Below are 14,481 nucleotides of genomic sequence, written 5' to 3'. Positions count from 1 at the left end.
TATCAACGTGTTCGCTTGGGGCCATCTTCTGTGCGAACGACTCGGCTATTCAGGCTACAGAAGTTCTACGAATTGGTGCAAAATTTCAGCGGTTTGAAATAGTTTTCGAGCCTTGATCCGCTGTAATAATGCTTCGGCATCCATATCAGGATTTTTGAACCGCTCACGCATTCTCCGCAGCGCAACCACAGCCGCGAGTGGGTCAAGTTCGATGGCATCAGAAATAAACTCGTCGGCCGAGATTGCATCGATGTCAAAAGGCGCGAGTGCTTCGCTTGGGAAATCCTTAAGGTTTTCCGTGACAATTACCTGAGCGGATGTTGTGATCGCCGCAGCAAGAACATGCCGGTCATCAGGATCGGGCAACTCCAGACCCGCTTCAAGCCCAGCATACCCAGTAACGCATGCCTCAGGGAAAGCGCGCTCCATAGCGGAACTCTGCTTGATTGTGTCAGCGCCCCCCTTCGTGATCTTAGCGATTGCACCGGCAGTTTCATCCATAATTCTATCGCTCCACCGGGGCCGGAAAAAACCGGCCTCGGCCAACGACAAGATTATGTTTCTGCGCATTGCGCACGCCAGGACATTTGCGTCAATCAGCGCCGTGAAACGGTCGGCATAGTCACTCATAAAAGATCGTTCTCCATGTCCATTGCCGCGAGGTCAGACAGTGCGTCAGAGCGATCAGTGTCGCGTTTCTTTTTGTATTCAAACAGATCTGCTGCTTTCACACGGCGATGCCGACCTGTCTTGAAGAAAGCGATTTCCCCATCTTCTAGAAGCTTCACCAGGTGTGGGCGCGACACATTCAACAAATCGGCCGCTTGCTGGGTCGTCAGCTCTGCATCCACAGGGATCATCCGGAACCCTCTGCCGCTTGAAACCAACCGCAACAACTCCATCAAGGATGCCGCGAGGGCTGGGGCCAGCGTCACTGGTTCGATCTGCTTTCCGCCAAGAGCCAGACGTAGCTCCACTGCCTCATCACCGTTCACTTGCGAGGCAAGGATGCGGCGAAGACTGTCAGCATTTTCAATTTCGACCTGATCCGGCAAACGTTCTGCGAACGCTTCTTTTGCTTGCATCATCACGAGTTCTCTCCTTTTCACACGACGGGATCTTGCGCCCCATTCGCAATATTCAAAATAAACGAAATAAACGTAAATGCAACCAACAGTTCGTTCACAAAATGAAAATCTTCCGAGGTTGGTTAAGCCTCTCGCCACGGGACGAGCTCGAATTCCGAGCCAAACCGCATCGCCTGCGATCATCTCTTCACTCACGCCTGCAGTCCCGCAGCGCGAACCTGCTCAGGCGTCACCAGCCTTGATGCAATCAAGTCCTCGATCTGCCGGTTGGTGATGTGGCGGCAGAGGGGGTGGCGCTCGTGGATCCACTCGGCGAGGCTGGCACGCCCCTTGGCTTCGGCCTCTCGTGCCTTCTCGCGGTCCGCCTGTATCTGGGCAAGCCCCTTTTCCCATCGGCGCATCTTGAACCAGTTGTCCGAGAAACAGACCTTGCTGCGCGTGTAGCCCTCGCTTTCCTTGGCATAGGCTTTGACCGCCTGCTTCAGGTCATCGGGCTCCACTCCGGCCTTCACAGCTGCTGCGATCAAGCGCAGACTGGTCCGCCGGTCTCGGATCCTGTCCTCTGGATAGGCCGCCAAGATCTTCTCAGCTTCAAGATCTTCAACCTCCTCCGCCGCCTCGCGCCTGCGCGTAGGTGGTTTATGGATGGTTTTAGGATGGTTTGGGGTCCACCGTGAACCCCGTACCCCGTTCACCGTGGACCCCGTACCGGGTTCAGGCTGGACGGGGTTCACAGTGACCCCCGTCTCAATCTCGGGCTCGGCCGTGGGTTCGAGCGCGGCCACGCGCTCCAGAACGATGCGGTAGATGACGGTGTAGCCGTTCTTGCAGTGTCGACGCCCAGTCTCCATCAGAATGCCTTCACGCAGGAAGTCGATGATGGTGCGCTTCACCGTGCTCTCACTAAGCTCGGTGTGACGCTGGATCGTCCCCTTGGAGCACCAGATCCCAGAGCCGTCATCGCTCGCCTTGTCGGCCAAGAACATGATGATCTGCTTGCGCGCAGCACTGCCAAAGCGGCGCTCGGCGCATTCGTTCGCGATGCGCCAGCTCATGATCTCACCGCCAATTGGGTTGAGGTCAGACCGGAAATGCCATATGTTTGGAGATGGAAATATTCTTCTATGCCGTTGAGGTGGGTGGCCGCCCCCTCAGCGGTTTTTCTTTGCCTTTTCACCAGAGGAAAAGCCGGTGAAAAACCGTTTACTTGGGCCTCGTAACCTCTTGAAAAGTGACCCTGAACGAAACAAGTCCGTTTACAATTTTCCCCTTTAAAATCAACGAAATTTTCCGGATTGCAAATCCGTGTACACCGGTTCGATTCCGGTACTCGCCTCCACTTCGCTGTATCTATTGCGCTTCCGATTGCATTTTGGCATGTACCCCCTTGCCTTGATGGGCGCACAGGCGGCGTCCGAGGCTGAAAGACCTCAGTTCATAAGCAAATCTGCGCGACACAGCCCGGCGCCAGTTTCGCTGTCACATCACCAACGCCGTTACCCGCGCACATCTTTCTCGGGCCTCGCCCGCGGCATGTATGGCCGAACCACCTCTCGGGCTTAGCTCAGCACCTTGGACACACGTTTGCCCAAACGGGTCAAAGCGGCCGCGGAGCGCTTGCGAATGCCGCCCTTGCGCACAAGCCGCCGCTCGCGCAACTCCAGCATTGTTTCGCCTGCCATCACCGATTTCACCAATTCCGCCAACGCACCGTCCTCAGGCAACCGAATTCGGTCTGCCTCCGACCGGCCCATCCAAGGCTGATACCCTTTTTGCATCAGTCGATTTTTCCAGATCGATTCACACAGATCGAGCTTCTGCTCAAAAAGGTTGGCCACATCTGCTTGCGTTTCGGCACCGAAATACGCGTTTTCACGCTTTTCCATCCGCTTTTCCCACAAAGGATCCGCCGAAATACTATCCAAGAATTCAGCCAAAGGCACGCTACGGAAATCCCAAAGATAACAATAGTCCGGAATACTGGTCTTATTGATGTATTCCAGAATTTTTGGGTTTTCCAAATCCACTGGCACCACAACAGGCTTGCGGGAGTAAACATATTCGGAGATCACACCGGAGACGTCAGCAATCAGCACATCCGACCAGTTGAAATCCGCAACCTTTCCTTTGGTCTTGGCAACCTGCTTCAACTCTTTTGCGATAACTTTGTACTGCTTGTCGTGCGCCCCGGTGCCGGGATGTGGGCGAAAGCGCAAAACGTTTCCTGTTGCACTATAGTCTTGCATCAACGGTGCCACGGATTTCAGCGAGCTGAAATTGCCGAGGTTTTGATACCCTTCCCAAGTTGGCGCGTAGAGAATGTTCTTGATCGGTCGGCGCGCTTTTATTGTCTCGACGCCTTCAATTGGCGATCCACCAACAACCAGAACCCGGTCTGCTTGAATTTGAAGCTTGGAATTCAACACCCGATTGGTGGCGTTGGCATCCGCCGCCAGCACATAATCATACATCGAGCTCAATCGCGTGACAGAGGACGGCTTATCCGAATCTCCGTGCAAGCCAAGAATGTGCACCATCCGAGGATTCTCACGTAGGTATTTGACGTTATCAACCTTGTTTGTTGCGTAAATTGCGGTGTGTAAATGCTCACAAGCCGCCATATACTGATGGGGTGTAAAGCCGTCTTCGAAATGGAAAACCGGCACCCCTTTGGGGGCAAACTTGCTGATAACCCGTCCCTTTAAACCTTTGCAAATAATAACGCTTTTTCGCCGAGAATGCGCGATATAGGGCCGATAAATATCCAACTGAGAAAAGGCAAGCACACCGCCCCATACATAAGCAACTTCTGGTCCAAAGAGATACATATTCAGAAGACTGGCGGCCGCGCTCTTTTTGGCTGGGATTTCCTGTACAGCCAAAGCGGAAAGATCGCTTTTTAAGGCCTCCCGTAAGTCGCCCTCATAAAACGAGAGCAGTGTTTCAATAGTCTTTGGATCACTGCAAATCTTCATCGTAACGCCAATCACTGTATATAAAAAATGGGTGCCCGTATTTGAAAGCGAGCTTAATTCGCGCTATGGATGTATGAGCAAACCCCATACGTCAACCCGATTGGCAAACTTCCATATCCCGGCCATCCGACAAACCGCATAGAATCGCCTATTGAGAGCAGCAAACGGCAAGGCCCTTCCGCGTCCTCAAGAAACGAATCTCAGCACAGCGCCTCCCTGGCCACGCGAAAACAAGGCTCCCACAACAAGCACACCCGTTTTCAAGACCTCAACGCGCGGTATTTCGCCACATTTCCCTTTTTTGCCGCTCCGTTAACCATCTATTAACCTTGTAATCAGCGACCGCAGAGATCATCTTGCGGGTGATTGGTGCGGCGCAAACTCTCCGCCGCCAAGAAGCCCGCTAGAACGGCGCGCGAAAACACTTTTAAAGAACGTAACTGATCCAGGCTCCCCATGACTCTTGAAAATATTTCGGCCGCCCCCCTGAACGCGCCCGCTCCGGACATTGGCAACACCCCGGCGACTGCGCAGGCAATTGATATCGGCGAAACCGTCACCAGCACGTTTGAAGAACGTGATTCCGATATGTTTGCCGTCACCTTGGAAGCTGGCAAGATCTATGAATTCAGCTTTGACTATACGGATGATTCCGGCCACACGATCCTGAACTACTACACCTTTAAGACCGACCTGTACCGCTACAGCTACAACGCGGACACCGACACCTATACCCGAGAAGAGTGGTATGAGACAGAAGGGGCAAATATTCCCCTGCTGGCAGATGTCACAGACACATATTACATCAGCGCACGGCACTTCTCTTGGTCGATCAACGAACCGGTCGACTACACCTTCACTGTGAATGAGATCTTTGACGACCTTGGCGGGACAATTGCCGAGGCAACCGCCACTGAAGTGGGCACCGAGTTCTCTGGCAGCATCGACTATCGCTACGATGTCGACATGTTTGCCGTGACCCTGACCGCCGGCGAGACTTACTCCATCGATGTGACGCCTGGCGACGGTGACGGCCTGGACTACATCCCCTTGTCGATTCTGGACGCAGACGGCAATGTCATTGCCCGCACCAGCGCCTCCTCATTGAACAGGATTGAACTCACCATCTCCGAGACCGCGACCTACTACGTGTCTGTGGAACATCGGTGGGGATATGGCGAAGACGAGTTGAATCTGACCCACCTCGGCTCTTACACCGCGATGGTGACCGCCGCGGGCGAAATCTTTGGCGACGACACCAACCAAACCATTAACGGTACCAGCCAAGCCGATGTCATTCATGCCGCCGGCGGCAACGACAAGGTCTACGCTCGCAAAGGCAACGACGTTGTGCATCTTGGGGACGGCAATGACTACGTCCGCGTTGGCGGCGGCCGCGAAGAATTCCACGGTGGCGCAGGCAAAGACTACATCAGCTACTACGACAGTAAGAACGGGGTGACGATCAACCTCGCCACCAATGAGGTGTCTGGCTCCTGGGCTGCCAACGACACCATCAGCGGCTTTGAAAGCGTGTCTGGCTCCCGTACCGGTGATGACCGCATCTATGGCACCTCCGGCGCCAACACCATCAAGACCTATGGCGGCAATGACAAAGTCTACGCCGGCAAAGGCGCCGACAAAGTCTACCTCGGCGACGGCAACGATTATGTCAAAGCCGGAGGCGGCAAAGAAGAATTCCACGGCGGCAATGGCATCGACTATCTCAGCTACTACGACAGCGCCAACGGCGTGACCGTGAATCTGTCAACCAATGCGGTGTCCGGCTCCTGGGCCAACAACGATGTGATCAGCGGTTTTGAAAACGTCTCCGGCTCCAAAACCGGGCATGACTCCATTTATGGCAACTCAGGCGCCAACAAGATCAAAACCTACGGTGGCAATGACAAGATTTTTTCCGGCGGCGGCAACGACAAAGTCTATGCGGGGGGCGGCAACGACACCGTCGACCTGGGCTCTGGCAATGACTATGTGAAAGTTGGCGGCGGCAAAGAAAGCTTCGATGGCGGCTCCGGAACGGACTACATCAGCTACTACGACAGCAAAAATGGCATCAACATCGACCTGCGGGCCAACACCGTTTCCGGATCTTGGGGCGAAAACGACACAATCCGCAACTTCGAAGGCGCTTCTGGGTCACGCACCGGGTCTGACACAATGTACGGCACCGACGGGTCCAACACTCTGAAAAGCTATGGCGGTAACGACCGGCTCTATGGCCGCAGCGGGAGCGACAAACTCGACGGCGGCTCCGGCAACGACCGGCTCGACGGCGGCAGCGGCAACGACCGGCTCTATGGCGGCTCAGGCAACGACACCCTTTATGGCGGCACCTCGGGCGACAACCTTTACGGCGGCAGCGGCAAGGATCGCCTGTTTGGCGGCAGCGGTAACGACACGCTTCGCGGAGACAGCGGTGATGATTTCATCGACGGTGGTTCTAACAACGACAATCTTTATGGTGGGTCCGGCGCCGATGTGTTCCACTTTAACGTGGGCGATGGCAACGACACCATCACTGACTTCGAAAACGGCATAGACAAGGTCGAGGCGGATGGCTTCCGCGACCTCGACGGCGATGGCAACTATGCCACGATTTGGAGACTTGGCTACTTCACCGTCGAAGTCCGCTTTGACAATGGCCAGGTGCTGACCTTTGAGGACATCTACTATTCGCTCATTGGCAACGATGACTTCATTCAGTTGTAGGCGCTTTCTGTAGCGCGAAACCAAAACGGGCGGCCTTTTCCAAGGCCGCCCGTTTTGCGTCTGCTTCAGATCAAGCCACGTCGCGCCCCGGCTTGCGCACCACTTCGCGGACGGTCTCGCCATAAAGCTGCGCCACCTTGTCCCGCACGGACACGCCCAACACGCCGGGGAACAGCGTGTCGATTTCGGCCCGCGCCTCCGCGTTCATCGCCTGCAAGGCCATTGGCCCCGGATAAAGGCTCTCGCTGGGGCTGCCGTTGGAAAACACAATCTGATGGCGCTCAAACATCATGTGGAAGTAGGTCACCTCTTGTTTGCCCAGCGCCACCCGCGTGCCACTGATAAAGCGATGCAAATGGGTCGCCCGCACCAGAATGTCACTGCCCGGCAAAAGCACACCATGCTGCGGCGACACCAACAATGGTCGATCCGCGCCAAGGACACCGGCATTGATATGGATTGGCCGCAACTTCGGCTGCGCGCGCAGCTGATGGCTCGACAGGGACGTGCTGCCAATCCACACAATCGGCTGCGGCCCGTTGTCCATCGTGGTGACCATGTCGCCCGGCTTCAGGCTATCGATCGGCCGCTCCCCCTGCGGCGTCAGGATCATCGTGCCGGTGGTGAAGCACACCACACCGGTGTTGTCCGCTGTCAGCTGCACATTTCCGGTGAAACTCAGACTGCCATCGCCAAACTGCGTGTTGTCGGAATAGTCGACCGCGTTGCCTTTGGCATCCAGCGAGTTGGACTGATTGAGAAGGCCATCATCGGCCATATCCGCATGCAGCTCATGCATGGAATCGTAATGCCCGCTCAGATCAACAAAATCATTGTTGCTGCTGTCCCCATCGTTGAGCGCGCCGGTATTACCAGTGTTGAAATCGCCGATGGTGTCATTGCCGCCACTGACGACAAACACATCATCTCCGGTCCCGCCCAGCAGCTTGTCATCGCCAACTCCGCCATCCAGCGTGTCGTTCCCGGATTCACCAAAAATCGTGTCATTCCCGGCTTCGCCGTAAGCAACATCGTCGCCTTCACCGGCGTAAATGGTGTCGTCCCCGCCCGCTTCTGGGTCAATTTCGTCCCAGCGTTCCGCCACCAGATAGTTGTCGTCCGTATAGACACTGTCCAGCGAGATTGACTGAATCGGTTTGCTCGACAACAACTCCATATCGGCGTTGTTGCTGTACTCAGGCGCGAGGTAGAAGTTCCCGTCCACCGTTTGGAAGACAACCGCTGTAAATGTCCCCGTGGATCCATCCTCAAACGTTACAGTCGCATGGTATCCGGCATTGGAATCCATGACCTGCTGCGCACCATCAATCGACATCTCCGAGGTGGCGCCGACAGCCATCTCGTCATTTTCATCAACGCCGCCATCCCCGTCGAGGTCATTGATATCCACGCGCACAACATGGCCGGACAAAGGATCGTCAGCCTCGCCGTAGCTGCCAAGTATGTTCGCCGCGTTATTGGTGTAACCAGCGCTCTCATCCCCATCCATGTCCCCAGCTGTGCCAAGGTAGTACGCATTCCAGCTTGAATGGATCTGCCAATCTTCGGATGGATTACTGTCGGAGTCCCCAAAAATCGTGTCATTGTCGCCGCCACCGGAGAGAAAGTCAGCACCAGCCCCGCCTTCAATGGCGTCTGCGCCTAAGCCGCCATAGACAACGTCTTGGCCATCGCCTGCGCTGATCGTGTCATCTCCAGACATCCCATAGAGCGTGTCGAGACCGTCGCCCCCAAGCACGGAATCGTGGCCCTCTTCGGCCCAGACCGCGTCATTGCCAGTGCCGGCATCAATCGTGTCGTCCCCGTCACCAGCGTAGATCGTGTCATCTCCACCTGCGGCACTGATACTGTCGGCACCATCGGTGACCTGATCGCCGTCAGAGTCTGTATAACCTGCAGACACGTCGTCTCCGGTCTCCGTGCCGCCCACAACGCCATCTTCGACAACATAGTCGCCATCCATACGGCTGCTGTACATGTCGTCGCCAGCCGTGACGACGCTGTTCAGAGTTAGCGACTGAATCGCTTTGGCCTCAAGCGCGTCCTGATCGGCATTGGCTTCGTATTCTGGCGCAAGGAAAGTCTGCCCATCTGTGGACTGGAAAACCACAGCTGTAATATTCGCCGTGGTGCCATCCGTGTATGTGATGGTTGCGCTGTACTCGACCAAGCTGTCAAAGGTCAGCGCCGCGCTGCCATCAATCTGAAATTGGTCATTACCTTCAGCGTTATTAATGTAATATTCCCCATAGTCTGAGTTGTACTGGTTCATCGTGACCAGATTTCCAGACAACGGAGCTTCGGCCGCTCCAATAGTGGAGCCAACCAAGCTCTCGGCATTTTCGGCAGAATAATTGCCCTCGACAGGATCGAGGTCCGCAAAGACGCCAAGGTAAAAAACATCAAAAGTTGTGGCCATAACCGGGCTCCAGAATCTTGTTTGATTCTCGATCTAGAGGCTTCCCGTTAATTCACCGGCAAGAAATTCGGTGCGGTTTTGGGCAAAACAAATTCAATTTTTGGAAGATTTTTGATGGCGCCGACCTAAGGTTGAACCCCTTATTTTAAAGGTCGCCATTGGCGTTAGGCAGCCCCTTCAATCGGAGGAACCACCAGCTCAGCGGCCGCCTCATCTAGAAGCTGCACCTGAAAACGCACCATCCACTCAAGCAATGCGGCCTTGCGAATGGGTTTGGTCAGGAAGTCATCCATGCCCGCATCCAGGCAGGCCTGCATCTCCTCATCAAAAGCATGTGCGGTCAGCGCCACAATGGACGGCTGCACAATGTTCAGGCCGCGAATTTCTTGCGTTGCCTCAATCCCGCTCATGCGCGGCATCGACATGTCCATAAACACCAGATCCGGCTCAAAACTCTGCACTTGCTCCACCGCCTCAACCCCGTCTTTGGCAAAGGCCAGCTCAATGGGTTGTTCCGCCATGTATTTCTTCAACAGGAAGCGATTGGTCTTGTTGTCTTCCGCCACAAGCACCCGCAGGCCAGGGACCAAGGCTGTGGGAGTTTCGGCACTGGACTGTCCCGGTGCCTCCAGAGAGGCTTCAGCCTCTTCATAGGGAAACACCATACGGAACGTCGCGCCTTCCCCTTCTACAGAAGTTACGGAAATCGCCCCGCCCATCACATCCAGAATATGTTTGGAAATCGACAACCCAAGCCCCGTCCCACCAAACTTGCGGGTGGTCGCCGCCTCGGCTTGAGTGAAGTGATCAAAAATATGCGCTTGGTTCTCCTCGGAGATACCAATCCCCGTGTCCGCCACCTCACAAATCAGCCGGTTGCCTGTCTCATCCACCTCATGGCTCAGCGTCAGATACACCCCACCTTCCTCGGTGAACTTGATCGCGTTCCCAACGATATTGGTCACCACCTGCCGCAAGCGCCCGTCGTCGGCCTTGATGAACTCCGGTGCCGCATCGTCCACGTGACAACTCAATTCCAGCCCCTTGCTGCGCGCCGCCGGCGTCAACAGGTCCAGCGTCTCCTGGATACAGGCGCGCGGCGCAAAACTGACCGGATGTAGCTCCATCCGGCCTGCGTCCAGTTTGGACAGGTCCAAAATATCATTGATGATCGCCATCAGCGCCTGAGACGACCCGCGGATAGTGTCTGTATACCGCCCCTGATCCGCGTCCAGATCGGTTTCTGACAACAGATCAGCCATGCCAATCACACCGGTCAGCGGCGTTCGAATTTCGTGGCTCATATTGGCCAGAAACTCTGCTTTGGCCCGCGCGCCCTCTTCCGCCGCTTGCCGTGCTTTGCCCATTTGTTCTGCCAGTTTGCGCGACTCCGTCACATCCCGCTCAATAGACACAAAAAACTCAGGTTCACCCTCGGCATCGGCAATTGGAAACAGGTTCACGTCCAACCAAATCCGGCGTCCGTCCCGAGTGACATTCTGCACCTCGCCGCGAAACGGCTGCCCCGCCTCCACCGCCAAATCAATTGTGTTGATCGCTTTCAGCGCCTGATCCATGCCCGTCAGCAAGTCGACAATGATGTTGCCTTTTGCCTCTGCGAAGGAAAACCCGGTCACGCGCGTGAATGCATCGTTGACCCAGACGATCCGCCGCTCTCGGTCAGTGATGATCACACTGTCATTGGCATGCCGCGCCACCAGAGACAGTTGCTGTAACTCTGTTTGATGGCGGTCCATCCGCGCATACATGGCCTTCATCTCGGCTTTTTGACGTTCCAGATCCTGCGTGATCCGGAAATTGTTCAACCCCGATTTGGTGAAAGCCAAAAACATATACAGCATACAGAACACCAACATGGTGCCCGCCACATCCATCATGACAAAGGGCGTCCAGCTGTTTGCCCAAAGCGCCTGCAGCCCCACATATAAGAAGGGCGCCAATATATAGAAAGTCAGTCGCGTAAACGCCGCTTGCGGGTTCTTGGGTAGAACAATGGCCGCATTCACGGCCCCTAATCCCAACGCTCCAATCACAAACAGAATATTGGCGTCATCTCCGAGTTTAAAATAGTAGACGGACACCCCGGCCACCACACTTATGCCTTGCAAGGCACTGGTGATCGTGGCCCAACGCTGTCCCCGCTTCAGGCTGCCAACCAGAGCTTGGCGTCGCACAATGGTCCGCAAGACCAGACAGTCCACCGCATCGCCTGTCAGCAGAATGATGTAGCTGAGCAGCGCAGGAATAAAATCCACCGCGTAGTAGCCAATTGAACAGCCCAGCGTGTAGAGCACCAGTCGGACTGACAGCCGACTGACGCGCTCATCCGCATAAGACAGCAACAGCTTGCGCCGCGTGCGCAGGTCGGACTCCTGCGCCGAGGGCCTCGCAATCGGGCTAAATACGGTGGAAGTGTCTTTCATGTGGATGTTCAGGCTACGGCTCCGCTTTCGCGTGAGAGTAAAGCCTCCAAATGGTTAACATTCGCTGACGCACCGCATTTCCATCTAAGTCATGAACGCGCGGATCACACCGCCGCAAGGAACGCCTTGTTTTTAGGGCGCCCCACTTGGGCAATACCGAAACTAAAACCAATCTGACCGCTGTGCGACCGGAGACAATGTGTCCCTAACCTCTCCCCTTTTTTTGTCTTTTTCTTGTTGGCGCTTCCTTGGCGACTCACCTGGCACCTTACAAACACGCAAGCTGCAGGCGCCTTGAACCCTCTCAAAACGCAGCCAAAAAACACGATTGCGACTCTCATTTCGCCCATTCTAGGCGCTGTCGCGCGGACTATGGACCAGCGTTTTTCTTCTCGCAACAGTTTCAGAAACCCTGTGACGTCGCGCCGCCGCCCTTGAAGCTATCCATTTTGGTGCCGCACCAAAGCAAACCCTTCCGCCGCATCCGGGGGCTCAAAATGTGCGGCCAATTGCTCAAATTGGGCTTGAGACAGCTGAAATTCATGTTGGCCTGTTTGATTACGCGCCAAAGCACGCTGCCAACAGAGCTGCTTTGAAACAGTCAGGTGATGCAACGTGACGGGCACCTCAGCTTGCCGCGCAAGCCCGATCAGCCACCGCCGCGCCTCCACTGTATTGGCGGCAAAATCCATCACCACGGCTTGGCCCGCCTGTAACAAGGCCACCACATGTGGCCCAATCGCTGCGCGCAAGCGCCTGGTGGATCGCAGATAGTCTGACAGCCCCTGCAACTCGTCCGCATAAAGGGCGGCGAGCAATTGGTCTTCAGACAACACAACCGCGCCATGCGCCTGCGCCAGCTGTTTTGCTAACGTGGATTTCCCTGAAGCGGCATAGCCGCACACAAGGTGATATTTTAAGGAAGACTTAGACATGGGATCTCCCCTGTCAAAATGGAATTGGAAAACGACACACTATCCCGGCCCGACCAATCAGACCGGGCAGCTAATGCTCTTCGTTTTGAATACCCAAAATTCCATGCCCCTGCTTAAAAAGTCGGGCGGTCCCTGTCCAGCCTTTTGGCGCTCACCCCTCAGCGGGTGACAGGCGGCTCGACAGCAAATCACCGGTCTCTGCCAAAATGGGGTAACCCACCATAGCAAAGGACGTGTTCACCTGCTTCAGAACCCGCAGCGTTTCCTGATGAATATTGCTGGTCTCGATGCTTTCGGACAGCCCCTCATGCAGACGTTTCAGATGCTTGCGCTGCAGCTTCTGCTCCACGCCGCGCACCTTTTCTTTCTGCGCCACCAACTCACGGGCGTCATCCGGCTGCCCCGCCATCATCACGCTCAACGCCAGCTGCACATTTGCCAAAACGCGATCATGGAAATCACAAATCTCCTGCCGCCCAGCGCTGGAGAAATTCAACCCTTCCAGGTCCATCCGCCGCGCCAATTCCACCAAATTGCGCGCCAGTACATCTGACGCCGCCTCAAGGTTAGAGGCCAGCAACGACAGTTCCATCGCGCCCTTTACGGTCGCCTTGTCCAACTCATGCCGGTTCAATTCCGCCAGATAGAGCTTGATCTCCTGATGGGTCTTGCGCACTTCCGCATCATTGGCGCGGATGGCGTCTGCACTGGCATCACTCCATGTGTCAAACAGCCGCTGCCCCGCGATCAACATGGTTTCCACCCGCTCGCCCATGCGCATCATCTCACGAGAGGCATTGGCCAGCGCCCGCGCCGGCGTATCCAGCGCACTTGGGTCCAGAGCGGAGGCAATCGCCGCTTCATCCGCCACCGGCGCGGCCACAAACCGGCCTGCGATTTTGGCAAACAAATCAACAAACGGCAGCGCCAGCACACAAAGCACCGCGTTGAACACCAGATGCAGGTTGATGGTTTGTGTCGCGGCCGAACCGCCCAGCCACGCCAAATCCACCTCCACAAAACGCAGCCCCAACAGCACCAACACTGCCCCGCCGCCGCGCAGCGCCAGATTGGCCACCACAATCCGCCGGGCCTCCGGTTCTGCGGCCAAGGTCAGCACATAGGCAATCATCGCCCCGCCAAGGTTGGCCCCCAGCACCATCGCCATTGCGGCTTCCGTTGGCAACGCGCCCTGCGCCACCAGGGTCACAAACAACAAGACTGCCGCCACGCTGGAATGCACCATCCAGGCAAAAATCGCCCCAATCACAAAGGCTGCAAACAGGTCTGCCCCCAGATAGGACAGCATCCGCAACGCCGCTTCGCTTTCCATCACCGGCGCCGTCGCCGCCCGCAGCATATCCAGCGACACAAAGATCAGTGCCAGACCGATCAAGATACGCCCTGTCTGCCGCACCCGTCGCTGCTGCCCACGCAGAAACAACCCGGTGCCAATCACCAATAACAAGGGGATCAACCAAGTTTGCCGCACCAAAAGCACCTGCGCCACCAATGCGGAGCCCACATCAGCGCCAAGAATAATCGCCAACCCAACCGGGACCGCCACCGCACCGTTGGCGGCAAAGTTGGACACCAACATCGCCACGGCGGTCGAGCTTTGCAGCAGCATCGACACCACCAGCCCCGCGCTTGCTGCGAGCCCTCGGTTTTTTGAAGACCGCCGCAACCACAGCCTGAGTTGCACCGCAAAGGCCCGCTCCATTCCAGTGCGCACCAACCGCACCGCCCAAATCAAAAGCGCCGCAGCACCTGCAATGTTAATCAGGAATAGGAGCATAATATGTGTCTTCGTCCACTTCTTCTTATTGGGTCGGGCCTGCGCTCGGCCGGGGTATTGTCCCGTCCCGC

9 protein-coding genes are annotated in these 14,481 nt (G+C 56.0%); 1 reads left to right on the top strand and 8 read right to left on the bottom strand.

Going from position 1 to position 14,481, the window contains the following annotated elements; genetic code table 11:
- Positions 1–54: 54 nt before the first annotated feature.
- From Q0955_RS10400 to Q0955_RS10385, 4 genes are all read right to left on the bottom strand, one after another.
- Positions 55–630 carry a PIN domain-containing protein gene (locus Q0955_RS10400; RefSeq protein WP_299423999.1) on the bottom strand — a complete coding sequence of 192 codons (576 nt, stop codon included), beginning with the start codon at positions 628–630 and terminating at the stop codon, positions 55–57.
- Positions 627–1,283, bottom strand: a complete 657-nt coding sequence (locus Q0955_RS10395; protein ID WP_299423997.1) for a helix-turn-helix domain-containing protein — start codon at positions 1,281–1,283, stop codon at positions 627–629. Before Q0955_RS10395 ends, Q0955_RS10400 begins: the two co-directional genes overlap by 4 nt.
- Positions 1,280–2,143 (bottom strand): hypothetical protein, encoded by an 864-nt coding sequence (locus tag Q0955_RS10390; RefSeq protein ID WP_299423994.1) that lies wholly within the window; start codon positions 2,141–2,143, stop codon positions 1,280–1,282. The genes Q0955_RS10395 and Q0955_RS10390 overlap by 4 nt, the downstream gene beginning before the upstream one ends.
- A gap of 504 nt (positions 2,144–2,647) precedes the next feature.
- A complete protein-coding gene (locus Q0955_RS10385) occupies positions 2,648–3,625 on the bottom strand; it encodes a CDP-glycerol glycerophosphotransferase family protein (protein WP_299423992.1) in 978 nt (325 codons plus the stop codon).
- 894 nt (positions 3,626–4,519) lie between these two features.
- Here Q0955_RS10385 and Q0955_RS10380 point away from each other — a divergent pair.
- The gene (locus Q0955_RS10380; RefSeq protein WP_299423989.1) at positions 4,520–6,793 is read left to right on the top strand and encodes a calcium-binding protein; all 2,274 of its coding nucleotides are present in this window, start codon (positions 4,520–4,522) and stop codon (positions 6,791–6,793) included.
- 70 nt (positions 6,794–6,863) lie between these two features.
- On the opposite strand, the gene Q0955_RS10375 is transcribed toward Q0955_RS10380, so the two are convergent.
- The 4 genes from Q0955_RS10375 to Q0955_RS10360 all read right to left on the bottom strand — a co-directional run bounded on the left by Q0955_RS10375 (position 6,864) and on the right by Q0955_RS10360 (position 14,410).
- Entirely contained in the window at positions 6,864–9,233 is a 2,370-nt protein-coding gene (locus Q0955_RS10375; protein WP_299423986.1) for a Hint domain-containing protein, read from the bottom strand.
- 164 nt (positions 9,234–9,397) lie between these two features.
- The gene (locus tag Q0955_RS10370; RefSeq protein ID WP_299423984.1) at positions 9,398–11,677 is read right to left on the bottom strand and encodes an ATP-binding protein; all 2,280 of its coding nucleotides are present in this window, start codon (positions 11,675–11,677) and stop codon (positions 9,398–9,400) included.
- A 440-nt stretch (positions 11,678–12,117) separates the two neighbouring features.
- Positions 12,118–12,612, bottom strand: a complete 495-nt coding sequence (locus Q0955_RS10365) for an ATP-binding protein (protein ID WP_299423981.1) — start codon at positions 12,610–12,612, stop codon at positions 12,118–12,120.
- Between the two features lie 151 nt (positions 12,613–12,763).
- The gene (locus Q0955_RS10360; RefSeq protein ID WP_299423979.1) at positions 12,764–14,410 is read right to left on the bottom strand and encodes a Na/Pi cotransporter family protein; all 1,647 of its coding nucleotides are present in this window, start codon (positions 14,408–14,410) and stop codon (positions 12,764–12,766) included.
- Positions 14,411–14,481 lie beyond the last annotated feature (71 nt).

Source organism: uncultured Shimia sp., assembly GCF_947493595.1.
GTDB lineage: Bacteria > Pseudomonadota > Alphaproteobacteria > Rhodobacterales > Rhodobacteraceae > Shimia.
The sequence above is the reverse complement of the archived record's forward strand: the minus strand, read 5'-3'. Positions and strand labels throughout refer to the sequence as shown.